The 26,623-nt window shown below is 66.1% G+C and carries 25 protein-coding genes; 15 read left to right on the top strand and 10 right to left on the bottom strand.

Annotated elements, in window-relative coordinates; genetic code table 11:
- Positions 1–56: 56 nt before the first annotated feature.
- Positions 57–1,055, bottom strand: a complete 999-nt coding sequence (locus ACUDP5_RS27375) for a quinone oxidoreductase family protein (RefSeq protein ID WP_445657737.1) — start codon at positions 1,053–1,055, stop codon at positions 57–59.
- A 154-nt stretch (positions 1,056–1,209) separates the two neighbouring features.
- Here ACUDP5_RS27375 and ACUDP5_RS27370 point away from each other — a divergent pair, with 154 nt between their 5' ends.
- Positions 1,210–2,073 (top strand): LysR family transcriptional regulator, encoded by an 864-nt coding sequence (locus ACUDP5_RS27370; RefSeq protein ID WP_263915143.1) that lies wholly within the window; start codon positions 1,210–1,212, stop codon positions 2,071–2,073.
- 54 nt (positions 2,074–2,127) lie between these two features.
- Here ACUDP5_RS27370 and ACUDP5_RS27365 read toward each other — a convergent pair whose 3' ends face one another.
- Complete coding sequence (locus ACUDP5_RS27365; protein WP_263915144.1) at positions 2,128–2,532, bottom strand: MerR family transcriptional regulator; 405 nt, start codon at positions 2,530–2,532, stop codon at positions 2,128–2,130.
- A gap of 107 nt (positions 2,533–2,639) precedes the next feature.
- Between ACUDP5_RS27365 and ACUDP5_RS27360 the strand changes: the two genes are divergently transcribed.
- Positions 2,640–3,614, top strand: coding sequence for an alpha/beta fold hydrolase (locus ACUDP5_RS27360; RefSeq protein ID WP_445657736.1), 975 nt, complete (start codon positions 2,640–2,642; stop codon positions 3,612–3,614).
- Between the two features lie 42 nt (positions 3,615–3,656).
- Here ACUDP5_RS27360 and ACUDP5_RS27355 read toward each other — a convergent pair whose 3' ends face one another.
- From ACUDP5_RS27355 to ACUDP5_RS27340, 4 genes are all read right to left on the bottom strand, one after another.
- Positions 3,657–5,930, bottom strand: coding sequence for a molybdopterin cofactor-binding domain-containing protein (locus ACUDP5_RS27355; RefSeq protein ID WP_445657735.1), 2,274 nt, complete (start codon positions 5,928–5,930; stop codon positions 3,657–3,659).
- A 63-nt stretch (positions 5,931–5,993) separates the two neighbouring features.
- On the bottom strand, positions 5,994–6,659 hold the full coding sequence (locus tag ACUDP5_RS27350; protein WP_263915147.1) for an isochorismatase family protein: 666 nt from the start codon (positions 6,657–6,659) through the stop codon (positions 5,994–5,996).
- A complete protein-coding gene (locus ACUDP5_RS27345; RefSeq protein WP_445657734.1) occupies positions 6,656–7,729 on the bottom strand; it encodes a 2,5-dihydroxypyridine 5,6-dioxygenase in 1,074 nt (357 codons plus the stop codon). The genes ACUDP5_RS27350 and ACUDP5_RS27345 overlap by 4 nt, the downstream gene beginning before the upstream one ends.
- A 43-nt stretch (positions 7,730–7,772) precedes the next feature.
- Positions 7,773–8,600 (bottom strand): alpha/beta fold hydrolase, encoded by an 828-nt coding sequence (locus tag ACUDP5_RS27340; RefSeq protein WP_445657733.1) that lies wholly within the window; start codon positions 8,598–8,600, stop codon positions 7,773–7,775.
- Between the two features lie 245 nt (positions 8,601–8,845).
- Here ACUDP5_RS27340 and ACUDP5_RS27335 point away from each other — a divergent pair, with 245 nt between their 5' ends.
- The 4 genes from ACUDP5_RS27335 (at position 8,846) to ACUDP5_RS27320 (ending at position 15,207) form a co-directional block, all read left to right on the top strand.
- Positions 8,846–10,003, top strand: a complete 1,158-nt coding sequence (locus ACUDP5_RS27335; protein ID WP_263915150.1) for an FAD-dependent monooxygenase — start codon at positions 8,846–8,848, stop codon at positions 10,001–10,003.
- Positions 10,004–10,086: 83 nt separating this feature from the next.
- Positions 10,087–10,626, top strand: coding sequence for a 2Fe-2S iron-sulfur cluster-binding protein (locus tag ACUDP5_RS27330; RefSeq protein WP_263915151.1), 540 nt, complete (start codon positions 10,087–10,089; stop codon positions 10,624–10,626).
- A 20-nt stretch (positions 10,627–10,646) separates the two neighbouring features.
- Positions 10,647–13,733 (top strand): c-type cytochrome, encoded by a 3,087-nt coding sequence (locus ACUDP5_RS27325; RefSeq protein WP_445659220.1) that lies wholly within the window; start codon positions 10,647–10,649, stop codon positions 13,731–13,733.
- A 157-nt stretch (positions 13,734–13,890) separates the two neighbouring features.
- Positions 13,891–15,207, top strand: coding sequence for an MFS transporter (locus ACUDP5_RS27320; RefSeq protein ID WP_263915153.1), 1,317 nt, complete (start codon positions 13,891–13,893; stop codon positions 15,205–15,207).
- Between the two features lie 23 nt (positions 15,208–15,230).
- Here ACUDP5_RS27320 and ACUDP5_RS27315 read toward each other — a convergent pair whose 3' ends face one another.
- The gene (locus ACUDP5_RS27315; protein ID WP_263915154.1) at positions 15,231–15,701 is read right to left on the bottom strand and encodes a MarR family winged helix-turn-helix transcriptional regulator; all 471 of its coding nucleotides are present in this window, start codon (positions 15,699–15,701) and stop codon (positions 15,231–15,233) included.
- 386 nt (positions 15,702–16,087) lie between these two features.
- Here ACUDP5_RS27315 and ACUDP5_RS27310 point away from each other — a divergent pair, with 386 nt between their 5' ends.
- The 4 genes from ACUDP5_RS27310 (at position 16,088) to ACUDP5_RS27295 (ending at position 19,742) form a co-directional block, all read left to right on the top strand.
- Positions 16,088–17,725, top strand: a complete 1,638-nt coding sequence (locus ACUDP5_RS27310; protein WP_445657732.1) for a hypothetical protein — start codon at positions 16,088–16,090, stop codon at positions 17,723–17,725.
- 39 nt (positions 17,726–17,764) lie between these two features.
- The gene (locus ACUDP5_RS27305; protein WP_445657731.1) at positions 17,765–18,640 is read left to right on the top strand and encodes a decaprenyl-phosphate phosphoribosyltransferase; all 876 of its coding nucleotides are present in this window, start codon (positions 17,765–17,767) and stop codon (positions 18,638–18,640) included.
- A gap of 53 nt (positions 18,641–18,693) precedes the next feature.
- The gene (locus tag ACUDP5_RS27300; RefSeq protein ID WP_445657730.1) at positions 18,694–19,317 is read left to right on the top strand and encodes an HAD family hydrolase; all 624 of its coding nucleotides are present in this window, start codon (positions 18,694–18,696) and stop codon (positions 19,315–19,317) included.
- An 83-nt stretch (positions 19,318–19,400) separates the two neighbouring features.
- Positions 19,401–19,742, top strand: a complete 342-nt coding sequence (locus ACUDP5_RS27295) for a DMT family transporter (protein WP_445657729.1) — start codon at positions 19,401–19,403, stop codon at positions 19,740–19,742.
- A gap of 97 nt (positions 19,743–19,839) precedes the next feature.
- Here the strand turns inward: ACUDP5_RS27295 and ACUDP5_RS27290 are convergent, their stop codons facing one another.
- Positions 19,840–20,277, bottom strand: coding sequence for a SecDF P1 head subdomain-containing protein (locus ACUDP5_RS27290; RefSeq protein ID WP_445657728.1), 438 nt, complete (start codon positions 20,275–20,277; stop codon positions 19,840–19,842).
- 173 nt (positions 20,278–20,450) lie between these two features.
- On the opposite strand from ACUDP5_RS27290, the gene ACUDP5_RS27285 reads away from it, so the two are divergent.
- From ACUDP5_RS27285 to otnK, 5 genes are all read left to right on the top strand, one after another.
- Positions 20,451–20,897 (top strand): hypothetical protein, encoded by a 447-nt coding sequence (locus tag ACUDP5_RS27285; protein ID WP_445657727.1) that lies wholly within the window; start codon positions 20,451–20,453, stop codon positions 20,895–20,897.
- Positions 20,898–20,983: 86 nt separating this feature from the next.
- Positions 20,984–21,652: a 3-oxo-tetronate 4-phosphate decarboxylase gene (otnC, locus tag ACUDP5_RS27280; RefSeq protein ID WP_445657726.1), complete on the top strand. Its 669-nt coding sequence runs from the start codon at positions 20,984–20,986 to the stop codon at positions 21,650–21,652.
- Positions 21,649–22,629: a D-erythronate dehydrogenase gene (gene denD / locus ACUDP5_RS27275; RefSeq protein WP_445657725.1), complete on the top strand. Its 981-nt coding sequence runs from the start codon at positions 21,649–21,651 to the stop codon at positions 22,627–22,629. Before otnC ends, denD begins: the two co-directional genes overlap by 4 nt.
- A complete protein-coding gene (ltnD, locus tag ACUDP5_RS27270; RefSeq protein ID WP_445657724.1) occupies positions 22,626–23,534 on the top strand; it encodes an L-threonate dehydrogenase in 909 nt (302 codons plus the stop codon). Before denD ends, ltnD begins: the two co-directional genes overlap by 4 nt.
- Positions 23,531–24,805, top strand: coding sequence for a 3-oxo-tetronate kinase (otnK, locus tag ACUDP5_RS27265; protein ID WP_445657723.1), 1,275 nt, complete (start codon positions 23,531–23,533; stop codon positions 24,803–24,805). Before ltnD ends, otnK begins: the two co-directional genes overlap by 4 nt.
- 49 nt (positions 24,806–24,854) lie before the next feature.
- Here otnK and ACUDP5_RS27260 read toward each other — a convergent pair whose 3' ends face one another.
- Both ACUDP5_RS27260 and ACUDP5_RS27255 read right to left on the bottom strand, forming a co-directional pair.
- On the bottom strand, positions 24,855–25,562 hold the full coding sequence (locus ACUDP5_RS27260; protein WP_263915161.1) for a FadR/GntR family transcriptional regulator: 708 nt from the start codon (positions 25,560–25,562) through the stop codon (positions 24,855–24,857).
- A gap of 44 nt (positions 25,563–25,606) precedes the next feature.
- On the bottom strand, positions 25,607–26,497 hold the full coding sequence (locus ACUDP5_RS27255) for a LysR substrate-binding domain-containing protein (RefSeq protein ID WP_445657722.1): 891 nt from the start codon (positions 26,495–26,497) through the stop codon (positions 25,607–25,609).
- Positions 26,498–26,623: the final 126 nt, after the last annotated feature.

The raw sequence follows: 26,623 nt of genomic DNA, 5'->3' as shown, positions 1-26,623 counted from the left end.
GGGAGCAGGAATGCAGCGCCGGCAGGGGGCAGGCGCCTTGTTCGCGCAGTTGTAGCCTAATCTGCGCCGATCCGCATGACCGCCTTGCCGATCTGCTGGCGCGATTCGATCCGCGCATGGATCCGTTGCACATCGTCCATGGCGTAGCGGCCTTCGATGTCGATGTGCAGCGAGCCTTCCAGAATGGCGCCGAAGACGGCGTCTGCACGGCGCTGCACGGTGGCGCCGTCCTGCAAGTGGTCGGCCAGGCGCGGACGGGTCAGGAAGAGCGAGCCGGCTTCGCCGAGTTCGATGGGGTCCAGGTCGGTGACCGAGCCCGAGACGTTGCCGTAGTTGATGACCAGGCCGCGAGCGCGGCAGGCGCGCAGGCTGTGGCGCAGGGTGGCCTTGCCCACCGAGTCGAATACGACGTCGACGCCCTGGCCGTCGGTGGCCTCGCGGATGCGGTCGGCAAAGCCGCCGTTGTCATACGGCAAGGCGTGGTCGGCGCCGCGTTGCAGGGCGATGGCGCATTTTTGCGCGGTGCTGCCCGTGACGAAGACCGTGGCGCCGCGGCGTTTGGCCATCTGCACCAGCAGTTGGCCGATGCTGCCCGAGGCGGCGTGGATGAGGCAGCTGCTGCCGGGTTGCAGCCGGGCGATGTCTTCGACCAGGTAATGGGCGGTGGCCCCCTGGAAGATCGCTGCGGCGGCCAGGTCGAAAGGAATGGCATCGGGAATTTTGGCGACTTTGGACACCGGCACGCTGGCGTATTCGGCATAGCTGCCCCAGGCGATGCACCAGGCCACGCGGTCGCCCGGGGCCAGGTGCGTGACGTCCGCAGCGACCTGGACGACCTCGCCTGCGCCTTCCATGCCCAAGGTGCAGGGCAGGCGCACGGGGTAGGTGACCGACGTGGCGTATTTGCCCTGGCGCGTGTGCACGTCCATGAAATTGATGCCGGCGTAGGCAACCTTGACCAGGACGTGGCCGGGGGCGGCGGCGGGCCTGGGCAGGTCGGTGCGCAGTTGCACCACGTCGGGGCCGCCGTAGCTTTCGATGAAGAGGGCTTTCATGGCTGAGAAGATCCTGAGGTTGCCTGTCGGGTCGCGGTGGGCAAGCACCGGCTGTGAGAAGTCGGGGAAGAATCTGGACTGACCGCATGGTAAAAGGGCCAGAAAGGTTAGAAAATTCCCCAATAATTCACCATATCCGTTCGAAAACAACCCGATGTTCGATTGGCAAGACCTGTATTGCTTCACCGTGCTGGCGCGCACCGGTTCGCTGTCGGCGGCGGCCCGCGAATTGCAGGTCGAGCATGCGACGGTCGGGCGGCGCATCGATGCGCTGGAAAAGTCGCTGGGCCTGCGCCTGGTGGACCGCCTGCCTCGCAGCCGGCCATTGACCGAGGATGGCCTGGCGCTGGCCCGGCTGGCCAGCGGCATGCAGGACATCGGCCATGGCATCGGGCAGTTGGCGCGCGTGGCGTCCATCGAGGTGGCCGGCACGGTCAAGGTGAGTGCGCCGCCGTCGCTGGCCAGTCATTGCATTGCACCGCGCATGGCCGCGCTGCGCGAGCCGTACCCCAAGCTCAATGTCGTGCTGCTGCCATCGCTGTCGCTGGTGGCGCTGGATCGGGGCGAGGCCGATATCGCCCTGCGTACGGTGCGGCCCGAGGCGGCGGCGTTGATGCGCCGGCGCATCGGCGCGGTGCGATTCGGCCTGTACGCCAACGCGGCGATGAGCGAGCTGCCGCCCGAACAGTGGCGCTTCATTGCCTATGACGAAAGCGTCGACCATCTGCCGCAGCAGGCCTGGCTGCACCAGATCCGTCGGCACCGGCCGGTGGTGTTCACGGCCAGCGACCTGACGGCGCAGCAGATGGCGGCCCGGGCCGGCGTGGGGGCGGTGGTGTTGCCGACGATCGTGGGCGACGACGATGCGGCCTTGCGGCGCCTGCCGGTGGACCGCGCGGCGCCGGTGCGCGATATCTGGCTGACCGTCTACCCGGATCTTCGGCGTTCGCCGTCGGTCAAGGCGGTGATGGATTTCCTGGTGGCGTGCGTGCAGCAGGAGCCGCGTTTGCAGGCGTGACTGGCCGGGCGGGTCGTCGCCTTGGACGGCTTGTGGATCGCCGTGCGGCCAGGGCTACTTTGGCGCCGTCGACGCGCCTTCTGCCAACATTTGCCGCAGGCGTGCGCGGCGCCGTTCAAGTTCGGCGATCTGTCGTTCGACCGACGCGAGGCGCTGGCGCTGGGCGGCCGAGGTTTCGGAGCAGGCGGCGGCCCCGTCGATCATGCGCATGCAATCTGGAAAGCCGCGGATCTCGGCCAGGCTGAAGCCGGTGGCGATCAGGCGCTGGATCTGGCGTACCTGCGTCACCGCGACGGCCGAAAAGGTGCGATAGCCGTTGTCGGCGCGGGCCGAGGCCAGCAGGCCGTGGTCGTCATAGTGACGGATCGAGCGCAGGCTGGCGCCGGTCGCTCGGGCAAGCGCACCGATCGACATCGCCGGTGACGTCGCGTCTGGCTGGGGGGCTGGCTTGGACTTCATGGCGGGCAGGGCGGGCGACGCCCGACGTGGCAATAGGTGGCTTGACTCTAACACTGGTGTGAGGGTCGAGACTGGAAACCCCTTACGGAATCCAGGAGTCAGCCTTGATGCTGCATCACCCCTCATTTCATGGTTTGCGTCCCACGCTGGCGGCATTGGCCTTGACCGTCGCCGCGGCGGCCGGCCTGGCGCCGGCCGGCGCCCATGCGGCGCCGACGCAGGCCGAAGCCAAGCCCGCCGTCGCGACGTCGCCCGCCCTGAGCAGGCAGTACCGCGTCACCGCACCCGACGGCGTCACGCTGGCGGTGCAGGAATCCGGCAACCCCGACGGTCCGCCCGTGATCTTCGTCCACGGCTTGCTGGGCAGTCGCCTCAGCTGGGATGCCCAGGTGGCCAGTGCGCGGCTGCAGCGCTACCGCCTGATCACGTATGACCTGCGCGGCCACGGCTTATCGGGCAAGCCTGTGGCGGCAGAGGCCTATACCGATGGCCGCCGCTGGGCAGACGACCTGGCGGCGGTGATGGCCGCATCGGGGGCGCGCGATCCGGTGCTGGTGGGTTGGTCGTTGGGCGCGGCCGTCGTGACGAATTACCTGGCCGCCTACGGCGACGGGCGTATTGCTGGCGCCGTCTATGTCGGGGGCGTGATCGAGCTGGAGCCGACGCAGATCGCGCCCCATCCCGACGTGTATCGCGACCTGGCGTCGACCGACTTGAGGACGCAGCTGGACGCCGAGCGGGCCTTCCTGGCGCTGTGCTTCCAGACCGAGCCCGAGGCGGTTACGTTTCAGCGCCTGCTCGCCAACGCAGCGCTGGCATCGTCCGAGATGGTGGCCGCCGTGCCGTCGATGTCGATCGCTGCCCGGGAGGGGTTGGGAGAAATGCGCAAGCCGCTGCTATTGGTTTATGGCGCGCGTGACGCGCTGGTGCAGGCCGGGCCGTCGATGGAACGCGCCAAGCACCTGAATCGGCGGCTGCGCGGCATCGTGTACGACGGCGCGGGCCATGCGCCGTTTCTCGAAGAGCCGGATCGCTTCAACGGCGATCTGGCTGCGTTCATCGAGGATGCGATCCGGCGCTGAGCCCGGCAGCCGCCGGCCGCCCATCTGTCGCGCATCGTCGTCTCACGCGGTGAGCACGGCGCGCACGGCGTCGGGCGTGAAGGGGGCGGCATAGAAGCGCCGGCCGGTGGCGTCGAACAGCGCGTTGGCGATGGCGGCGGGCCCCGGGACCGAGGCGGATTCGCCGGCGCCCATCGGCGGCTCGTCCTGGCGCGGCATCAGCAGCACGTCGATGGGCGGCAGGTCCTTGAAACCGATGATCGGATAGCCGCCCCATTCGCGGCTGGCCACGCCGGCGTCGTTGAAATCGACCTTTTCCAGCAGGCACCGGCTGAGCGTCTGGTTGATGTTGCCGTGGATCTGGTGGCGCACGCCGGCGGGGTTGACCACCATGCCGGTGTCCTGGCCGACGACGAGACGGTCGATGCGGATGCGGCCGCTGTCGGGGTGCACGCTGAGGTCGATGACCCAGGCGGCCCAGGCGGCGCCGAAGCCGGGAAACTTGCTGTGTACATAGCGGGCGTAGGCCACGCCGCGGCCATGCAGCAAGCCGTCGGCGCCAGGCTGGCCGCGGCTGCCGGGCGACAGGCGGCGCCAGCCGGCGCGGGCGGCGGTGGCCTCGATGAGCTCGACGGCGCGGCGGTCGTCCAGGTGGCGGGTGCGGTAGTCGACGGGATCTTCGCCAGCCGCGTGGGCCAGTTCGTCGATCATGCCGTCGTGCGCAAACGAGTTCGGCAGCGCGGACACGCCGCGCAGCCAGGACGCGCGCATGATCGGCGCCATGTCGTGGCAGACGATGCGCCGATGCGCGTAGCGGTAGGGCGGGGCGGCGGTGCGGTCGCCCATTTCCAGGGTGCGCGGTTCGCCGGACACGCCGCCGGTCAGCAGCAGCGCGAGCAGCGGGGCGTCGTTGGACGGGTAGCGCACGCCGAAATCGTAGGTGAGCAGATTGCCATCGGCATCGATGGCGGCGGTCACGTCCATGAGCTGGCCCGTGCCCTTGGGTTCCCACTGGTGTTCCTGTTCGCGGGTCAGTTGCACGCGTACCGGCGTGCCCGTTGCGATGGCCAGCAGGGCCGCGTCCGCGCAGACGTCGTCGGCGCAGTTGCGGCCGTAGCAGCCGGCGGCTTCCAGGCGGACGATATCGATGTTGCCTTCGCCCAGTTTCACCAGGCGGTCCAGGTCGGTGCGCAGCATGTGCGGGTTCTGGGTGCCGGCCCAGACCGTCAGCCGGCCCTCGCGGCAGTCGGCCACGGCGCACGACGGGCCGATGGACGCATGCATCTGGTACGGCCAGACGTAGGTGCGTTGAAGATGCCGGGCCGCGTCGGCACAGGCGTCGTCCAGGCCCGCGTCGTCGATCAGCACGCGGGCGCGGGCCGGGTTGGCGCGGATGGCCCGTGACAGGTCGCTCAGGTCGGGGGCGGGCGGCACGGGGTGCCAACGGACCTTCAGCGCACGCATGGCAGCGATGGCCTGTTCTTCGCGGTCGGCCACCACGCCGACAAAATCGCCCTGCACCACCACGTGGACGTGGCCGGGCAGGTGGGCGACCGAGTCGCGGTCTACGTCGATGAGGCAATGGCCGATGAAGTCGCCCGCGTCGCGGCCCGGATGTGGCGGGCGGATGACCCGGCCGTGGCGCATGCCCGGCACGCGCACGTCGTGCACGAAGCTGAGTTCGCCGGTGGCCTTGGCGGGGATGTCCACGCGGGCAGCCCCCTGGCCGACGAGGCGGTATTCGGCGGCGGGTTTGAGCTTGACGGGCTGGTCGGGCGCGGCCAGTTCCAGCCGGACGTGCTGGCCGCGCAGCAATGCGCCGTAGGGCAGCGTGCGCGGGTCGTTGCCGTTCGCGAAGTGCACGACGCCGTCGCGCACGCGCAGCACATCGGCGCTGACGCCCCAATGCCTGGCCGCGCGCGTCAGCAGATGTTCACGCGCCTGGGCCGCGGCGCGGCGCAGCGGCACGGCGGATATCTGGATGCTGGCGCTGGCGATGGTCGGGCCCTGATTGGGGACGGCGCTGGTGTGCCCCAGCACCATATCCAGTTGCTCAAGCGGCACCTCCAGTTCTTCGGCCACGATCTGGGCCAGCGACGTGCGTATGCCCGTGCCCAGGTCCACATGGCCGTTGAAGGCGGCGGCGCGCCAGCCCGGCGGCGCTTCCTGGGCGACCAGGGCCACGAAGATCTCGGGCGTGGCCTGGACGTAGTCGGAGGCCGTCCCCGGTTGCCCGGGGGCGGGCTTGGGCGGGGCCGAGGGCTGGCGCACGACCAGCAATGCCTCGGGATGGTCGAGCAAGGCGGCGTGCAGCGCGTGGGGCTGGGGCAGGTTCATGGGGCGGCGACGTTCCGGGCCAGGGGCTGATTATGCCGACAATTGCGGGCGCCAGAATCGGGGTCAACCCGCCACGGCGCGCGTGTCGGCCAGGGCCTGGGCCAGCGGCATGACCGCGGCGTATTTCTGCGCCATGTCGAACAGATTGCTTTCGTGCGGGCCCAGGGCGCGGTCGCCGCAGCAGTCGGACACGACCAGCGGCCGGAATCCGGACTGCATGGCGTCGACCACGCTGGCGCGGACGCAGCCGCTCGTGACGCAGCCGGCGACCAGCAGGGTCTGCACGCCGCGCTGGGCCAGCCACGGCGCCAGCATGGTGCCGAAGAACGCGGAAGGCGTGCTCTTGCGCACCACGTATTCGCCGGCGGCAGGCGTCAGCTCGGGCACGATGGCGCTGTGGGGGCTGTCTTCCTTGAGCGTGAGCATGCCGGGCACTTTCAGGCAGAAGATGTTGCTGTCGGCGTCGTCATCCGAAAACACGATGCGGCTGTGCGCCACCGGCCAGCCTTGTTCGCGTGCGTGGGCCAGCAGGTGGCGGGTCTGGGCGATGGCCGGGGCAATGTTGCCGCCACCGAATACGGCGGGGTCGGCAAACCCGTTGACGAAGTCAATGATAAGCAGCCCGAAGGGCGCCTTCAGCGGCAACGGCGTGCCGAAGCCCTGGCGGGCATAGGCCGAGATGTCACCGGCTACGCCGTCGGCGGGGATGGTCTGGGTCGAGGAGGTCATAGGGTTTCCTTGCGGCGGGCGGCGCGCGCGAGGCCGGCTTCGTCCTGGACGACGCCGTCGATGACGACGGGGCGGCCATCGAGCGCGACACTGCAATGGCGCATCGGGATGTCGATATGGCAGGCGGTGGTGCGGTGGCCGCCGGCCTCGTTGTTGGGGCCCATGGACCACAGGAAGTTGCCTTCGAAGGCGCGCGCATCCATGCCGATGTGGGTCTCTTTGTTGTAGTGGGCCAGCATCGACCAGTGCGCGCGGGGTTGCAGGCCCCAGCCGATGTGCGAGACCGCATAGGCCTCGGGGTCCTCGTAGGACGCCATGTATTCCTTGAGCAGGTCGGCCTGCAGGCCGCCTTCGATGCGGACCACGTAGCCGTTTTCGATGGTGAGCGTGATGGGGTCGGTGACGTAGTCCTTCATGGGCAGCAGGATGTCGCCGCGGTCGAGCACGACGCGGCCCTGGCTTGCGCCTTCGTCGGGCCAGGTCAGCACGAAGCCGCTGGGCCAGTGGTCCCAGCGGCCAGACTGGTCGACAAAGCCGTATTCGCTGATCGCCGGAAAGCTGCCCAGGCGGCACACCAGGTCGGTGCCGGCGCGGGACGTGATGCGCATCTGGCTGGCTGCTTCGATCTGCTTGGCCGCGGCCTGCACCCGGGCCCGGTCCGCCTCGGTGGGCACCAGCCGGCACAGCACTTCCGGCGGTTCGATGGCCAGCAGGATCCTGGTGCCGGTCTGCAGGATTTCATGCTGTTCGGGCGAGAACAGCAGCGTCATCAGGTCCAGCACCAGGTCGCTGGCCTTGAGTGCGGCGATGGCGGCCGGGTTGCCGGTCAGCGGCGTGGTGCCCAGGTAGGCCAGCGAGTCGCGGCTGAGCGACTTCTCGGCGTTGACGGGCGGCAGGTCGAGCCGGTTGACGCGGGCCTGCATGTCGCTGGCGGCGGCGATGGCGCAGCGCAGGGTCTGCGGGTGCGTGTCTGCGCCGGTCAGCACGGTGACGATCTGGCCGGGCTCGAGCCGGGAAAGGGACAGTACCTGCTTCCAGGCGTGGATCAGGTCGGTATCGCTGACGGACATGGCGGGCTCCTTGGGTCGCGAAGAAATGGGGGGCGGTGCGGCGTCAGGCCACCTTGGCGCCCAGGAAGTCGCCCAGGGCGGCATGAAAGCCCGCTTCGTTGTCCCAGGGAATCATGTGGCCGGCATCGGGCACCCGGACGTGCCGGGTCTGCGGCGCCAGTTCCTGCCATTCGGCCACGTCATCGTCGCCGACCACGCCGCCGCGCTCGGCGGTCATGAGCAGCAGTGGCACCGTGACGCCGGGCAGGTTGGCGTGGATGTCGTCGCGGCCGAAGTCTTCGAAGCTCTGGACGATGGCCGGTTCGAAGCAGGTGTGCAGCCATTGGGCCCGCAGGGCGCGCTGTTCGTCGGTCCAGGTGGGGCAGAACGCGCGCATGTCCTCGGCGCTCATGCCGTGCGTGGCCTGGCGGATGGAATCCACGTACCAGGCCAGGTTGGCGGGGTAGGCGCGCCGGCCGGGGCCGGATACCGGCGGGTCGACGATGACCAGGCGCGTCAGCCCCTGCGGCGCCTGGCTGGCGGCGCGCACCGCGATGCGCCCGCCCATGGAATGGCCGACCAGCGCATAGCGCGCCAGGCCCAGGGCGTCGGCCAGTGCGACCACGTCGGCCGCCTGCACGTCCAGGCCGTAGTCGAGGTCGGGGCCGGATGAGGACAGCCCCCGGCCGCGCACGTCCAGCACATAGGTGTCGAACTGGCGGCCCAGGCGTTCGGCGACGAAGCCCCAGGTGGCGGCGGGGCTGGTGATGCCGGGAATGACGATGACCGCGTCGCGGCCCGCGCGTTCGCCGCCGTAGCGCAGATAGTGCTGGCGGATGCCGTTGGCGTGGACGTGGGCGCCGTAGAGATAGGTGCTGGTGGGCGGATTCATGGAAGGCCTCGGTAGGCGGGCTAGGGTTTTCGATTAATTGAAAAACAGCGTATACGCTCTATTCTTGCAGGCATCGAATCGAATCGCCAACATGAGTTTCATCATGGTTTTCACCTAATTTGCCCTTTATTGGTGCAAGTTTGGAAGGGTAAACACTATGTGGGCACGATTAATCTGGTTCTCTGCCTGACCCGAAAATTAAAGCGTGTACGGGCTAATTTTCAAAACGCTACAAGGAGATATCCGTGTCCAAATTCCCTCGAATCGCTGTCGTCGGCGCCGGCCTTGGCGGCGCGGCCACCGCGTCGCTCCTGCTCCAGCAAGGCCTGAACGTTCGCGTCTATGAGCAGGCGCCGGGCTTTTCGCGCCTGGGGGCCGGCATCCACGTGGGCCCCAACGTCATGAAGATCCTGCGCCGCATCGGCGTCGAAGACGCGCTGAATGCGCAGGGCTCGCATCCGGATTACTGGTACAGCCGTCACTGGGAAACGGGCGACGTGCTGGCGCAGATTCCCTTGGGGGACTACGCGGTCAAGCACTACGGTGCCTCGTATCTCACCGTGCACCGCGGTGACTTCCATGCGCTGTTGATCGATGCGCTGCCGTCCAGCGTGATGGCCTATGGCAAACAGCTGACTCGGGTCGAGGACCGCGGTGACGTCGTGGTGATGCACTTCGCGGACGGCACCTCGGAAGAGGCCGACATCGTCATCGGCGCCGATGGCGTGAATTCGTGCATTCGCGAAGCGCTGCTGGGGCCGGAGTTGCCCAAGTACGCGGGCTACCTGGCACATCGCGCGGTGTTCCCGACCCCGCAGGTCAAGGCCGGCATGCTGCCGTTCGACGACTGCGTGAAATGGTGGAGCGACGACCGCCACATGATGGTCTACTTCGTCACCAGCAAACGCGACGAGCTCTATTACGTGACGGGCGTGCCGGTCGAGCACTGGGACTTGAACGACCGCTGGCTGGCCAGCAGCAAGGAAGAAATGCGCGAGGCCTTCCGGGGCTGGCACCCGACGGTGCAGGCGCTGATCGATTCCACCGTGGAAGTGACCAAGTGGTCGCTGCTGGAACGCGATCCGCTGCCGCTCTGGAGCCGCGGCCGCCTGGTGCTGCTGGGCGATGCCTGCCACCCGATGAAGCCGCACATGGCGCAAGGGGCGGCCATGGCCATCGAAGACGGCGCCATGCTGGCGCGGTGTTTCCAGGAGGTGGGCGTGCACAACCACGAGCTGGCCTTCGCGTTGTACGAGGCCAACCGCGCCGAGCGCGCCAGCAAGGTGCAGCGCATCTCGCACGACAATACGTGGCTGCGCACCAACGAAGACCCGTCTTGGTGCTTCGGCTACGACGTGTTTTCGGTGCCGCTGGTTGACCCGGCAGCCAAGGCCGTGGCCTGATATTTTTACGGGTTCGAGGAAAACGGGTTTTTCCCCGAACCGCGCAGCCGCCGCCCACCGCCATCCTGAAGACCTGCCACGCCATGGGAACCCCCGCCAATTCCGACCGAGCCGTGTCCCCGATCCGCCTGCGGGTCAACGGCCGCGCCTGCGAAGTGCCGGCCGCGCCCGACACGGCGCTGCTGCACGTGTTGCGCAACGACCTGGAATTGAATGGACCCAAGTACGGCTGCGGCCTGGGTGAATGCGGCGCCTGCACGGTATTGATCGACGGGGTGGCGGCGCGTTCCTGCGTGATTCCGGTGCGGGCCGCGCAGGGGCGACAAGTGACCACGCTGGAAGGCCTGGGCACGCGTGAACAGCCCGGCCCCACCCAGCAGGCTTTCATCGACTGCCAGGCGGCGCAGTGCGGTTACTGCCTGAACGGCATGATCATGACGGTGGAAGCGTTGCTGCGTCGCAATCCGCAACCGTCCGAAGCGGACGTGCGCAGCGAGCTGCACCACAACCTGTGCCGCTGCGGCACGCATGTGGAAATCATGCAGGCCGCATGGCGGGCCGTGCAATTGAAGGCGGAAGCGGCCAAGGCCGCGCTGGCCGGCACCTCGGGCGGGGCGGCATGAATCGGCCCTTGCACGCCTCGATGACGTCGGTGGGTGGCCCGCCCGCCACGTTGCCGCCCGACACGCTGCATGGCCTGACCCTGCGTGCCCCCGATGCGGCCTGGGACGGCGCGCGTTATCGCGGGCGCGGCCTGGCCAGCATCGATCTGGCGGGTGCCAGGAAAATGGCGGGCGTGGTGGCGGTGGTGCACCAGGGGCACTTTGCCGGCGTGATCGCCGCGTCGCCGTTGCAGGCACGCCAGGCGGCGGCCGGCTTGAATCCGGTCTGGGTTGCCGCCGACAGACATCCGGCCAATCATGCCCCGGCGGGCGACGTCGACGCGGATGCGTATCGCTGGAGTATGCCGGCCGATGACAATCATCCCGCTGCGCGCGTCGCCGTCTGGTGCCTGAACGGTCACGTGGGCGCATGGCTGCCGGCCTGCTCGCCGGACGTGCAGCGTCAGGTTCGGCGCGAACTGGCCCAGTTGCTGCAGTGTCCCGAAGCCGCCATCGGCCTGACCGTATGGCACGACGATGCGGCTGCCGCCGACAGCCAGCCCCCGCATCCGTTGAGCGTGCTGGATGCCGCCGCGGACGCGGCGCTGCTGTCACAGGCCATTGGCCGGCCGGTGAGCGTCGCGTGTGTTGCCGTCGCGGGCGGGGAACTCGCGTTGCGGGTGGTGCAGGCGGCTGCGCCAGCGACCGTCATCGATCCCACGAACAGTGACGCCGCAGACGTTGCCCCGGCAATGCCAACCGATGCGGCGCGCGGCGCCGTCGCCGCGCCGGACATCCCACGTGGGCAACCGGCACACCAGGGTTTCGTGGCGAACGCGCCGTGGGCCGTGCGCCCCAGCCTGGCCCGCCTGCTGAGCCAGCCGAGCATCGCCTCGGCCAGCGCGCAGGCCACGGTACGCACCGATTTCGCCGTGCAGTCGCCCCGGTCGGCTTCGGCACCCGTGCACGCCGGGGTGCACGACCTGAATGCCGCGCAGGTGTTCGCACAGGAAAGCCTGTGGCACGAGCAGGCGCTGGCGCAGGGCGTGGACCCGCTGGCGTGGCGGCTGCAGCAACTGCCGGAAGGCCCGGGCCGCGATCTGGCCATGCAGGTGGCCGAGCAGGCGTCGGTCATCGGCGGCGGCATGGCCCAGGGGGCCGACGGCCGCTTGTGGGGACGCGGCTTCGCCACCGCCGCGGCGCAGGGCGTGGATGACTCGGGCGCCGACCAGATGGTGTGGAGCGCCTGGGTGGCCGAAGTGGCCGTGCAGCCGCAGACCGGCCATATCGAAGTGACCCGCGTGGTGGCCGGCCATGACAGCCGGCATCTGCAAGCGGCGCAGGGCGCGCCGATGCAACGAGAGATCACGCATCAAGCGCCGCAATGCCTGCAAGACGCGCGGCGGCTGCTGGCTGCACCCGCAGCCTTTGACGATTGGGGGGCTGCGGCAGCGTCGGCGCCAGACCCGGCCGCGTCGGCAACCCACGCGCTGACCGCCCGCGAGGCGCGCAACGACCTGACCGGCCTTGACGCCAACACGGTGGGCCCATTGACGCAGGGGCGTCTGGCGCTGGATGGCGTGATGACGTTGCCCGCCGCGGCCGCCATTGCCAATGCCATCCAGGATGCCACCGGTGTGCGCCTGCGGCAGGCGCCGTTCCGGTCCGAGCAACTGCGCCTGGCGCTGGCCGGACGCGAGACCGCGCCCGCGGGCAAGCTTTGGCGCCGCAGCTGGGGCTGGGCCACGGCCGCAGCGGCCGGGTTGGCGGGCCTGGCCGTCATGGCGTGGCCGGCCAAGCCGGCGTTGCCGCTGACGGCAGGGCCGGATGTGTCGCTGTATTCCCCGCAGGCCATCGCACGCGGCCGGCTGGTGGCGGCGGCTGGCGATTGCGTGGTCTGCCATACGGCGCCGGGCGGCGCGCCCAACGCCGGTGGCTTTGCGCTGGAAACGCCCTTCGGCACGGTGTATTCCACCAATATCACGCCGGACCATGACACCGGCATCGGACGCTGGTCATTTGCGGCCTTTGATCGCGCCATGCGGCAGGGCATCCACCAGGATGGTCGCCAGTTGTACCCCGCGTTTCCGTACACGGCTTTCGCCAAGCTCACCGACGCCGATATGCAGGCGTTGTATGGCTACCTGATGTCGCAGCCGGCGGTGGCATCCACGCCGCCCGAGACGCGGCTGGCGTTTCCGTACAACCTGCGCCCGATGATCGCCGGCTGGAACCTGCTGTTCCACGACGCCGCGCCGTATACCCCCGATCCCGACTACAGCTTTGAATGGAACCGCGGCGCCTACCTGGTGCAGGGCGCTGGCCATTGTGCCGCCTGCCATTCTCCGCGCAACGCGCTGGGGGCGGAAAAGGGCGGCCTGGATTACCTGGCCGGCGGCGAAGCCGAAGGCTGGACCGCGCCGCCCCTGAACCGGCTGGCCGACGGCAAGCTGCCCTGGACCCGCGAAGGCCTGACCCAATATCTGCGCACGGGCTATTCACCCCGCCATGGCGTGGCCGCGGGCCCGATGGCGCCCGTGATCCACGGGTTGGCGCAGTTGCCCGAGAGCGATGTGCGGGCGATCGCGACGTACTTGATGGACCAGCCCGGGCCGGCCACCTCGAATGCGCCGGAGCAAGCAGTGGCAACCCGCGCCCCGACGCAGGCAGCCACCATGCAGGCGCCACCCCAGCCCGCTCCCGCACCGCAACCCTTCCCCGCGTCCGGGCCCGCTGTGGTCACGGCCCAGGCTGCGCCGCAGCCGGCGCGCTTTGCGGAGCTGTCCGGCCAGGTGCGCAACGTCAAGGGCGAACGCCTCTACCAGAATGCCTGCGCTGCCTGCCACGAGGCAGGCAGCGGTCCCACGCTGTTCGGCGCCAAGCCGCTGCTGGGCCTGAACACCAATCTGCATGCCGCCACGCCCGACAACCTGATCCAGGTGATCCTGCACGGCATCCAGGCACCCGCCAACGACGAGCTTGGCTACATGCCCGGCTTCAAGGACAGCCTGGACGATCGGCAGGTGGCGGACTTGATCGAATATTTGCGCGAGCGATTTGCGCCGGAGGAAAAGCACTGGCCAGTGGATTTGAAGATGATTAGCACGCTGCGCGAGCACGCGCCGTAGCAGCAAGGGGAAGCACCAGGGCACATCTGCCCGCCACTGTGCACATGCCGCCGGCCATGTTGCACAGCCATGAACATGCGGCTCGTATCGGCCCGGATTTGGCGCCGAGGGGAACGCTTGCGCCGTTGAATTCGCTCAATACAAGGGGAGTCCTCTCATGACAGGTTCATTTGTTTCCGTGGAAAAAGGCATCCAGCTAGCGGGTGTCGGGAAGTTCCAGTACCGCTTGTTCGTGATCTTCGGCCTGGTCTGGCTGGCCGACGCGATGCAGGTGCTGTCCATCGGCTTTTCGGCGCCGTCGATCGCCAAGACGTTTGGCGTGACGGTGCCGCAGGCCTTGCAGACCGGTACCGCCTTTTTCGTCGGCATGCTGATCGGCGCCTTTGTCTTCGGCCGCCTGGCCGACCGCATCGGCCGCCGGCCGGTGCTGATGATGGCCGTCATCATCGATGCCTGCGCGGGCGTCGCTTCGGCCTTTGCGCCGGAACTGAGCTGGCTGCTGTTGCTGCGTTTCGTGACGGGCATCGGCGTGGGCGGCACGCTGCCGGTGGACTACACCATGATGGCCGAGTTCCTGCCCAGCGATCGTCGCGGCCGCTGGCTGGTGCTGCTGGAATCGTTCTGGGCCGTCGGCACGATCTGCCTGGCGCTGCTGGCGCTGGCCGCCGTGTCGTGGGGCGATGACGCCTGGCGCGTGATCTTCTTCGTGACCGGCCTGCCGGCCTTGATCGGCGTGGTGCTGCGCTTCTACATCCCCGAATCGCCGATGTACCTGAACCGCAACGGCAAGTCCGACCAGGCGCGCAAGGTGCTGGAACGCGTGGCCCGGGTCAATGGCCGTAACGCCGAGATTCCTGCGCTGCAACCCGAACTGCAGGCCCGCAAGCCGCTGTCGGCCTTGTTCTCGGCCGATTACCGCCGTCGCAGCCTGGCGTTGTTCCTGGCCTGGGCGTTGATTTCCATCGCCTACTACGGCGTGTTCGTCTACCTGCCGGTCAAGCTCAGCAGCGAAGGCTTTGCCTTCATGCGTGGCCAGGAATTCCTGGTGCTGCTGGCGCTGGTGCAGTTGCCCGGCTTTGCCCTGTCGGCCTACGGGGTCGAGCGCTGGGGCCGCAAGCCCACGCTGGTTGGCTTCCTGCTCTTGAGCGCGGTGGGCTGCATGCTGTACAGCCTGGGCACGGCGCCGGCGGTGGTGGTGGGGTCGACCTTGCTGATGAGCTTTTCGCTGTTGGGCACGTGGGGCGCACTGTATGCGTTCACGCCCGAGGTCTATCCGACGGACCTGCGCGCCAGCGGCATGGGCATGGCGGGCGCCGTGGCGCGTTTTGGCGGACTGTTCGCGCCGGCCATCATCGCGCCGCTGATGGCCAATCATTTCACGCTGTCGCTGGTGGTGCTGGCCAGCATGCTGCTGGCAGGCGCCGTATCGATCTGGGCGGTGGACGTGGAGTCGCGCAACCGCGCGCTGGACTAAGGGGCCGGGGCCCGCGCGGCGTCTTAACCGGCGTCGTCGGGTCCTGCGTCGTTCTCCAGCATCTTCTTGAGCAGGAACACCAGCGCCAGGCGTTCGGCGGGATTGAGCTTGCCGAAGGTGCCTTCGGTGATCTGCTTGGCAAAGGGTTCCATCTGCCGCACCAGCTCGTGGCCGGCGGGCGTCAGGTTGATGACGACCTTGCGGCGGTCTTGCTGGTCGTGCTCGACCTGCACCAATTCGCGTTGCTTGAGCCGGTCGACCACGCCCCGCACGGTGGCCTGGTCGATCACGGTGGACTTGACCAGGTCGACCAGCGAGCTGGCGCCGTTGTCCCGCACCGAACACAGCACCACGAACTGCGCGGCGGTCAGCTGCGAGTCCGGGATGAACTGCTGGAACAGAGCGGTATGCCGTTGATAGACACGGCGCAGCAGGTGACCGATCTGATCGGAAAACAAATAGCCATCCTTGGTCGGCGCGGACTTGCCTTTCATATTGCACTCAAGCCTATTCGAAGCGGTGCGGTGCGCACCATGATCTTGCTCAATGAATCTTGTGCGAGTGTACGGGCACGGGGCGGCGTCATTGGCGTTTTATTGCGGATCTAGCGGGGTTCGTCGCCGCTCGGTGCATTCCCCGGCATTCTGCGCGCTGCGCTCGCGCTGTTTGCTGGGTGCAGACTGCACGAAGCCGCGTTGCCTGAGGGGGAGGGGGGTGTGGTGTGAAAAGCTTGTCTGATCATCTGTATTTGGTTGTGTCAGGCAGGAAAGATCGCGTGAAAATGCCAGTTGTTTCGTGGTGGATAATGGTTTTATTAATATATTATTTAATCTATTAAACATGGCAATTGAATTTTCTGGATCATGCTAAAATCCCGGCCATGAAAAATTCCACTTTGTCGACACTAGATTCAAATGAGTGTGCTTTTTCCCGCTATTTGGCTCTATTTTTATTATCATTCTTTGCGTTTTGCGTAGCCCTCGGATGGCTGAACCAGATGGCCCCGGTGGGCGGGGTGTCTCGGCAATTGGCGTTTCCAATTGCGTTGATCGGTGCGGTCGTCTCGTCCGTCGCATTGGGCGGCATTCGTAAGGGCGTTCTTCCTCCGTTGTTATGCTTAATTGCACTCGGAGCACTTTTATATATATCTTCCTGGTTCCTGGATCTCAGCTGGGATGGCCTCATGTACCACCAGCGAGCCGTTATCGCGCTGTTGAAGGGGGCCAATTTTCTGTCGGCGGCGGAGCCGACAGGATATATATGGGTCGATACCTATGCGAAAGCCACGTGGTTCTATGGCGCTACTCTGGTTTCTTGGTTTGGACGTACCGAGTTAGGTGCGTCCTATCATTTCGTGCTGGGAGGGGCGGCAGCTGCTTATTTGTATGGATTTTGTCGAGAAGTAGGTCGCGGCCGAATGCTATCGCTGATCGTGGCGTTAGTCGCATTCTTTAATCCCGTTGCGCTCGTTCAGTTTTTCTCTTATTACAATGATGCGGCGCTGGGTGCCTTTGGTATTCTGCTGTTTCTGTCGGCCATGTTGGTGGTTCGAGAAAATAGGCTGCAGGACCGTGTGATTTTCGTAGCGAGTGCCGTGTTCGCTGTGAACGTGAAGGCTTCTGGCATTATTCTGGTTGGTGCCGCTTTCCTGTATTTAGGGCTGGCAGTCTTGTTGCAGACAAGAAGTTTTATCCCTGTCATCAGAAAAGTAGGCCTGCCGTTTGCCGTGTTTTGTGTATTAGGGATTGGGGTGTTCGGGTTCAGCCCGTATGTCCAGAATTTGAAGAATGATCGGCATATATTATATCCCCTGATGGGTGAGAAGGCCGTTGATATCATATCTGACAATTCCCCATTTGGATTTCCGCAGAATAATAGGTTCCATAATCTATTTCTTTCGTTATTTTCAAAAAGCGAAGACTTGCTGATAGCTGTTTCCAAGGCTGAGCCAACGCTGAAAGTCCCTGGGCAAGTGTCCAAGAGGGAAGTCCTTGAGTTCTGGAGGACTGACCTTAGAATTGGCGGATTCGGGCCGTTGTTCTCCTTGGCGCTTGTGCTGACGCTGTTGTCCTTCTGCGTGCTGCGGCTGAATTGGAAGGTGGCTGGTCCGCTGACGTTTATGATTTTTATGGCGGTTGTGGTCAATCCTCATTCTTGGTGGGCTAGATATTCGCCAATCATTTGGATGTTCCCTCTGATTCCAATAATCAGCATGCGTGAATTCCGATTCAAATTGGCGTGGTTGGCCCCGGCCCTGTTGGTGCTTGCCATGGCTACAAATATTGGCTTGCTGCTCTGGAGCTGGATTCATGTTCATGCCCCGACCAATGCCTATTTGAAGGCTGCTGGTCAGTCGTTGAAAGGAAAGAAGCTGAAAATATATCAAGGAATTTTTGTCACCGATTTGCTCATCGAGAGATTGGGGATGGAATATGAAAAGGTTGATAAAGAGTATTACGAAAAAAACAAGGGCAGATTTGTCGATTTGAATATTGGCATCTCGTACGAACGAGATTGAATCATTTTTTGTCTTGTTTTTGAGTTGTCAAGAATAACCATGAAAATTAAAGCGATTGTTGGTTTGCTGCGTCCGCATCAATGGATCAAGAATGGCTTTGTCTTGGTCGGGGTGTTGTTTTCCTTCCAGTGGATATCGCGAGCTACCTGGTTGGACGCGGGACTAGCCTTCATCGCTTTCTGCTGTGCCGCCAGTGCCGTCTATGTCCTGAATGACTGCAAAGACGTGGAGGCCGATCGGCAGCATCCTAAGAAGCGATTCCGGCCATTGGCGGCCGGGCTCGTCAGCCAGCCGGTGGCGATAGCCATCGGGGTACTGCTTGTTGCGTTGGCCCTGGCAGCGGGATACGCGGCATCAATCAAGGTGTTGGTATTTGTCTGTGGCTACCTCTTAATCAACGTGGCTTACACGCTGTGGCTCAAGCATGAAGTCATCGTGGATGTCTTTTGCATCTTTGGGGGGTTCATGATGCGACTGCTGGCTGGTACCGTCGGTATTGGCCTGGCGCCTTCACGTTGGTTGCTGATCACGGGGATGATGATCACTCTGTTTCTGGGTTTTGGTAAACGCCGGGCTGAACTGGCCACCGCTCAAAAAACTGGTAATCGATCGCGCAAAAGCCTTGATAACTATTCGTTGCCCTTGCTGGACAAGTTCATTTCTATTTGTGCTGCGGGTACGGTTATTACTTATGGCTTGTACACAGTCGATAGCGCGACCGTTGCGATGCATCGTACGCAGAATTTGATATGGACCATGCCCATAGTCATATTCGGGATTTTTCGCTATCTCTATCTGATCCATCACCAAGGCAAAGGCGAGGATACGAGTAAAGATCTGTTCAAGGATGTGCCCATGCTGCTGGCGGCGATCTGCTGGGTCACTGCCGTAGTTGCGATCATGTCTGTGAGATAAACACACGCGCCGCCCGATGGACCAGGTGGCAGCGCGTGCAAAGTAACGTTGATATGAAAACAGTCGCAGCTTTTGATTTTGATGGCACGATTACCTATCGAGACACGCTGATTCCTTTCCTGCGCAGGTCGTGTGGTTTTGGAGGGCTGGGCCTCGCGATTGCCAGGTCTTCTCGCGAGCTTGCCCTGTTCGCGCTGGGACGCATGTCCAATGAGGCGGCCAAGCAACGCCTGATCGGTGCAGCGTTGGCGGGAAAGGACAAGGCGGTATTGCAGGGCATCGCAAAAGACTGGATTGCTGGCATTCCATTGCGGCCAGATGTGTTGGAGCGGCTCAAATGGCATAAGCAGGCCGGTCATCATTGCGTTATGGTCAGTGCATCGCCCGACGTGTACTTGGAAGCAATGGCGTCCAGGCTGGGATTCGATGCGCTCGTCTGCACGCAGCTTGAAGTTGGACAGACGGGGTTGCTGACCGGACGATTTGCCACGCCGAACTGCTGGGGCAGTGAAAAAGTACGGCGTTTGCAAGAGCAAGTCGGACCGTTGGATCAGATTGAACTTCATGCCTATGGCGACAGCGCGGGTGACTACGCGATGCTTGAAGCTGCTGACCACGCATGGTTCAAAGGGAAGCCTCATCAAGGGCGCCGCGGCACGACGAAGGCGGATGCCTGATCGCGGCTCGTGGATTGATTTCCCGGGCCCGAGATGACAGTCAGGCACCTTTTTTCACTTTTCTATCCCCGCGGGGGAACAATATGTCTTATCTCTGGCTGGCCCTTAGCGCGCTTTGCAGTGTGATCGCCAGCATTGCTCTAAAAGTGGGGGCCTATGGCGCCGTGGGTAGCGAAAGGCCCCTCTGGTCTGTCGGCACCCTGTTGCCTTATGCCGTCGCTATTGGCTCCTATGGACTGGGCTTTGGTCTGTACGCGCTCGCTCTGCGCAAACTCGAATTATCTTTGGCATACCCGCTGATGGTTGCAATTTCCATTGCAGGCGTGGTGGGGTACGGCATTTTTTTTGGCAACGAGGCGGTGACGGGTGCGCGAATGCTGGGCGCAACCCTGATTGCCGTCGGCATATTCTTCGTCAGCCGCTAAGTTCTCTGTTCCGAAGAGTCATTGCGGCCATTCTCTCCCGCGCGCCTTCAGGATGATGGCGCTCCGGGAACGCGTCGACGCGGCGTCGGGCACAGCCTCAGGTGCCGGGCGCCTGCGTGGCAGGGCGCTTGCTTGGCCGGGTACCCCAGTCGCTCGACGCCGTGCCGTCGTCATCCACCGTCAGTCCATCGCCGGCCATGATGCCCTTGGCGATCTCTTCGGCCGACTTGCCCGCAAAGCCGTGCTCGCCCGCCGCGATGCGAAAGCTGTCGCCCTCCAGCGGGCTTTGCAGCGTGGCCGACGACAGCAGCACGCCGTTCGAGCGCAGCTGCACGCGCTTGCCCACGCGGTTGCGGGTGAAGTCGGCCAGGGCCTGGCGGCTGCCGGGTTTGAGCACAACATCGACGAAGCGCATCGACGTGACCTGATCCGTGCCGGCGGTGGCGCTTTCGGCTTGCAGTGTCACGGTCTCGGCCAGGGCGGCGGGCGCCAGCATCAGCAGCGCGGCGCAGGCGAGGGATCGGAAACCGGTCATGGGGGATTCTCCAGGAAGCGTACGGGCAATGCCGGCATCCTAGCCGGGCCGGGCGGGGCAGGGCATTACGAGTTGTATTCAGCCGTTGGTTTCATCGGCATTCGCCCGCTACTATGGCGGCTCATCCAGGGCGGCCGTGGATCGGCCCGGCCGCCGCAAGGGAACCCTGCCCCATGAAACTGCACGCCTCTTTCTTCCTGTCCGGCCTGTTGCTGGCGGGCGTTGCCCACGCCGGCTCGGCGCCGGCCGAACTGTCCTGTGTCTCGGAAAGCGGCAAGGTCGCCCTGCGGGGCGTGGTGCCGTCGCCGTCGTCGGACGAGCTCAACGTGGTCCTGACCTACGTCGGGGCCAAAATGACCTTCGACATCGACAAGCAGCCGGGCTACGTGGTGGCCGATTTTCCGCAGGGCATCTTCACGCTGGTCGCGCCGTATGAGGATTGGCCGCTGACGCTGTACGCCTTGCCGGCCAGCGTCACGGTGAAAAAGCAGGACAACGGCGACGTGGCGGGCACCTTCCAGGCCAAGCTGTCGGGGCCGCGCCCGGGCGTAACCGTCGCGCCAGGCGCCGCCAATCCGCTCAAGGCCACGTTGAACTGCAAATACAAATACTCGCTGTAGGACCGTCTTCAGGGCGGTCGCCCGCGGCCTGGCTTTCCGGGTAATCCCGCTATCGGGATTTTCGGCAAGATTTGTATGATGACCATATGACATCAGAATCGCAGGTCCGTGAAGAAATCTGCACCGTTGGCGCCAGCCTGTACCAGCGCGGCTACACGGTGGGGGCCGCCGGCAACATCAGCGCCCGGCTCGACGATGGCTGGCTGATCACGCCTACCGATGCGTGCCTGGGCCGGCTCGATCCGGCCGACCTGGCCAAGGTCGATCTTGCCGGGCAACACGTATCGGGCGGCAAGCCGTCCAAGACATTGGCGTTGCACCAGGGCATCTACCAGGCCGACCCCGCCACGCGTGGCGTGGTGCACACCCATTCGACCCATCTGGTGGCGCTGACGCTGGCCGGCGTGTGGCGCCCGGACGAGGTGCTGCCGCCGGTCACGCCGTATCAGGTCATGAAGGTGGGCCGCATTCCGCTCATTCCCTATCGCCGGCCGGGCGATCCCGTTGCGGCGGAACAGGTGGCGGCGCTGGCGGCGCAAGTGCGCGGCGTGCTGTTCGAACGCCTGGGGCCGGTGGTGTGGGAACGCTCGGTGTCGCAAGCCTCGTTCGCGCTGGAAGAACTGGAAGAAACGGCGCGCCTGTGGCTGATGTCCGACCCCAGGCCGTCGCCCTTGTCCGAGGCCGCCATTGAAGAATTGCGCACGGTGTTCGGGGCGCGCTACTCCCAACCCCCACTCGCGGGAGGCAAGGCATGAAAATACTGATCACCGGCGGCGCCGGCTTCCTGGGCCAGCGCTTGGCACGCAAGCTGCTTGAGCAGGGCCTCCTGGCGCTGGGCGGCGCGGCGCCTGAACCCATCACGCAGATCGACCTGCTGGACGTCGTGCAGACCGACGCGATCAACGACACCCGGGTGCGTTCGGTCAAGGGCGACGTGGCCGACCCCGCAGTGCTGGAATCACTGATCGACACCGACACCGCCGCGATCTTTCACCTGGCCGCGATCGTCAGCGGACAGGCCGAGGCCGATTTCGACCTGGGCATGCGCATCAACCTGGACGCCTCGCGCGCGCTGCTGGACACCTGCCGCTTGCGAGGTCACCGGCCGCGCGTGGTCTTCACCAGTTCGGTCGCCGTCTACGGTGGTGCGTTGTCCGACACGGTGCGCGACGATACCGCGTTGAATCCGCAGTCTTCCTACGGCACGCAAAAGGCCATTGCCGAACTGCTGCTGGCCGACTACACGCGCCGCGGCTTCGTCGACGGCCTGGCGTTGCGCCTGCCCACCATCAGCGTGCGACCGGGGCGGCCCAACGCGGCAGCGTCCTCGTTCGCCAGCGGCATCATCCGCGAGCCCCTGAATGGCGAGCCGTCCGTGTGCCCGGTGGGCGCGGGCACGCGCCTGTGGCTGCTGTCGCCGCGCCGTGCGGTGCAGGCGTTGATCGCGGGCTGCGAACTGAGTGCCGAAGCCGTGGCGGACCGCCGGCCCGTCAACCTGCCAGGCGTGTCGGTGACGGTCGCCGAGATGACGCAGGCGCTACGCGACATTGCGGGCGACGCCGTGGCCGACCGCATCAGCTGGAAGGCGGATCCGCGGGTCGAAGCCATCGTCGGCAGCTGGCCGGGCCGCTGGGATACGGCGCGCGCCGCCCGGCTGGGGCTGACGGGCGACGCCAGCTTTGGGGACATCATCCGCGCCTACATCGGCGACGACCTGCGGGGAACGTTATGACAACAGATGTGCCATCCCCGCGCCCTGTCGGCGTGATCGGCCTGGGCGCCATGGGCGCGGGCATCGCCGCCAGCCTGCGGCGCGCCGGATGCCGCGTGCATGCCTACGACATCCGCCCCGGCGTGGCCGCGGCGTTTGCCGAACAGGGCGGCGTGGCGTGTGCGACGTTGGCGGACTTGGCGGCCGGCTGCGACGTGGTAGTCAGCGTGGTCGTGAACGCGCAGCAGACCGAAGCCGTGCTGTTCGGCGCAGGCGGCATCGCGTCGACGCTGCGGCCGGGCGGCGTGTTCGTCATGTGCTCCACCGTGGACCCGACCTGGTCGGCCGCGCTGGAAGCGCGTCTGGCGGCGCTGGGCATCCACTACCTGGATGCGCCCATCTCGGGCGGCGCGGCCAAGGCCGCCGCGGGCCAGATGACGATGATGACGGCGGGCACCGCCGCCGCCTATGCGGCCTGCGGCGACGTGCTGCAATCCATGGCGGGCAAGGTGTACCGGCTGGGCGATCGCGCCGGCGCCGGCAGCAAGGTCAAGATCATCAACCAGTTGCTTGCCGGCGTGCATATTGCGGCCGCCGCCGAAGCCATGGCGCTGGGCCTGCGGGCGGGCGTGGACGCCGAGGCGCTGTACGACGTCATCACTCACAGCGCGGGCAACAGCTGGATGTTCGAGAACCGCATGCCGCACGTGCTGGCGGGCGACTACACACCGTTGTCGGCGGTGGACATCTTCGTCAAGGACCTGGGCCTGGTGCTCGATACCGCGCGCCACAGCAAGTTTCCGCTGCCGCTGGCGTCCACCGCGCACCAGATGTTCATGCAGGCTTCGACCGCGGGGCATGGCGGCGAAGACGACAGCGCGGTCATCAAGATCTTTCCGGGCATCACCTTGCCGGAGTCGCCATGACGATCAGACTGGGCTGCATCGCCGATGACTTCACCGGCGCCACCGACCTGGGCAACAATCTGGTGCGTGCCGGCATGCGTACGGTGCAGGCCATTGGCGTGCCGGCTGCGCCGCTGGACGACCCGGCGGACGCAGTGGTGGTGGCGCTGAAGACGCGTACCATCGACCCCGCCGAGGCGGTGGCGCAGTCATTGGCGGCCCTGGCGTGGCTGCGGTCGCAGGGCGCCGAGCAGATCTATTTCAAGTACTGCTCCACCTTCGACAGCACGCCGCAAGGCAATATCGGGCCGGTCATCGACGCCCTGATGACGGCGCTGGATACGCCCTTCACCATCGCTACCCCCGCCTTTCCGGACAACAAGCGCACCGTGTTCAAGGGCTACCTGTACGCGGGCGACGTGCTGCTGAGCGAATCGGGCATGCAGAACCACCCGCTGACGCCGATGACCGACCCGAACCTGGTACGGGTGCTGTCCGCACAGACGCGACGTCGTGTCGGGCTGATCGACTACACGGTGGTGGCGCGCGGCCGTGACGCCATCCGTGTGCGCATCGGCGAACTGCAAGCCGAGGGCGTGGAGATCGCCATCGTGGATGCGATTTCCAATGACGACCTGCTGGTCTTGGGCCCGGCGCTGCAAGGCATGCCATTGGTCACGGCCGGTTCCGGCGTGGCCATCGGCCTGCCCGCCAACTGGGGCTTGGCCCCCGGCTCGGCGGCCGGCCTGGCGCGCGAGCCCGGCTTGCAAGCCGTGGTGGCGGGCAGTTGCTCCACCGCCACGCAGGGCCAGGTCGCGGCCTTTATCGAAACCGGGCGGCCGGCCTGGGCGCTGGATCCGTTGCGCATCGCGGCCGATGGCGGCGTCGCGGCGGTCGTGGCCGAGGCCCTGGCCTGGGCCACGTCGCGGCTGGCGGACGGACCGGTGCTGATCTATTCCACCGCCCGGCCCGACGCCGTGCAAGCGACGCAAGCCGCCCTGGGCGCCGCGCACGCCGGGGCGCTGATCGAGACGGCGCTGGCGCAGATCGCCAAAGGCCTGGCGGCGCAGGGCGTGCGCCAGTTGATCGTCGCGGGCGGCGAAACCTCGGGGGCGGTGGTGCAGGCCTTGGGGTTGACGCAGTTGGCCATCGGCGAACAGATCGACCCGGGCGTGCCCTGGTGCGCCGGCCACGCCCAGGCGGTGCGGGCGCGCCTGAGCGTTGTCTTGAAGTCCGGCAATTTCGGCGCGGCGGACTTCTTTACGCGGGCCTTTCAACAGGGAGTGCGATAGGGCGTGCGCCCGGTGCTCGATCGCAGCCCGCGAGATGAACAATGAACGGCTAGCGGTGCGCTTGCCGCAGCCGCTTGGCGGCGTTGACCATATGGATGCGCGCCGCCTCGCGTGCGCCTTCGACGTCTTGCCGGCGAATGGCTTCGGTGATGGCCTGGTGTTCCTGCAGCACGGCGCGCATCAGGTCCGCATGGCGCGCTTCGTTGCCGCGCGTGACGCGGGTGGCGGCTTCCAGGAACTGGCTGACGAACGCCAGCGTCGTGAGGAAGTACGGGTTGCCGGTGGCGCGGGCAATGCTGCGATGGAAGGCGACGTCTTCCTTGACGCCGTCACCGCCGCGCTCGACGGCCTGCGAAATGGCCGCCAGCGCGTTGTCGATGGCGGTCAGGTCGCGTTTGCTGCGCTGCGCGGCGGCCTGGGCCGCGATCTCGGTTTCCAGCGCGCGGCGCAGGTCCACGATGTGCAGCACCGCGTCCAGTGACGACAGCTCGGTGGCATCGATGCGCAGCGCGCGGTTGCCGCCCTGCGCCGTGACGAACACGCCGCTGCCCTGGCGCGCCTCGACGATGCCATCCTGGCGCAGGCGCGACACGGCCTCGCGGATCACGGTGCGGCTGACGCCGAACTGTTCGGCCAGGCGAGTCTCGGTGGGTAGCTTTTCACCGGGCAGCACGCGGCCTTCGTCGATTTCGGCGCGCAGTTGCTTGGCGACGGTGTCGGTCAGCGTGGGGGGCGTGTGCAGTCGGGGAAACGCCATGGAGGGGGGCGGCTGGGAAGGACTTTGCATGATACCTCGCAGCGTCAAGCGGCCGCGCGCGCCGCGTTCAGGCAATCGATGAAACACTGCGCCGCCGGCGTCGGCGACGATTCGGCTCGCGTCAGGATCGATACCCGCGCGGCCGGCAGCGGATGCGCCAGCGGCATCACGCACAAGGGGTGTGGCACCAGCTCGCGATGAAAGCCATTGCGCACGAAGAACCCCACCGCATCGCTTTGCGCCAGGATCGCCAGCGCGATGGCGATCGACTGGCACGGAATCACGTCCGTCGGCGTGGGCAGCCCGCGCGACGCGTAGGCCAGGTGCAGCAGGTTGGTGGGCGCCTGCGTATTGCCCGGCATCAGCCACAGCAGGTCGCGCAGCTCGGCCAGGTCGGTCGCGTGGCGCAGCGGGTGGTCTGCCCGGGCGCCCACCACCAGCGGCAAGGTGAACAGGGTGGTGCGTGCAAAGCCGTCGTAGATGTCGCCGTCGTATTCGGTCTGCACCACCAGGTCGTAGCGGCCGGCGTCCAGCTGTTCATGGCTGTAGGGCGCCGCGACCTCATGGAACGCGACCGCCACCCGCGGCATGCGGGCGCGAAACGCGGCCAGCGCGGCGGGCAGCACCGTCAGCGCCGACGAACTGATGGCCAGGTTCAGCGTGCCGCCTTCGCCGTCGCGCATCTGGTCGATGTCTTCCTGCGCCCGCCGGGCTTCCTGCAGGATCAGCACGGCGCGCTTGTGCAGGGCCTGGCCATAGGGGGTGAGTTCCACCCCCTTGGCGCTGCGCCGCACCAGCTCGGCCCCCAGGCTTTGTTCCAGTTCGCGCAGGCTGCGCGTGGCGGCCGGTTGGGTGACGCACAGGGCGCGGGCGGCGGCGCGGATGCTGCGGTGTTCGGCGATCAGCACGAAGGCGCGTAACTGGCGCAGGTTCATTGGGGGCTACCGTCCGGCAGAGGGTATAAGAAAAAGGCATCGCTGCGCCAAAAATACTGTCTTTCGCGTTTCAAGGGCCATCCGTATATTCACTAGCACCGCACGGCGCCCGATACAGGGGCCGGC

It is taken from the genome of Achromobacter sp. NCFB-sbj8-Ac1-l (genome assembly GCF_052695805.1).
Note: the sequence above shows the minus strand (reverse complement) of the source record. Positions and strands in the feature narration are given on the sequence as shown.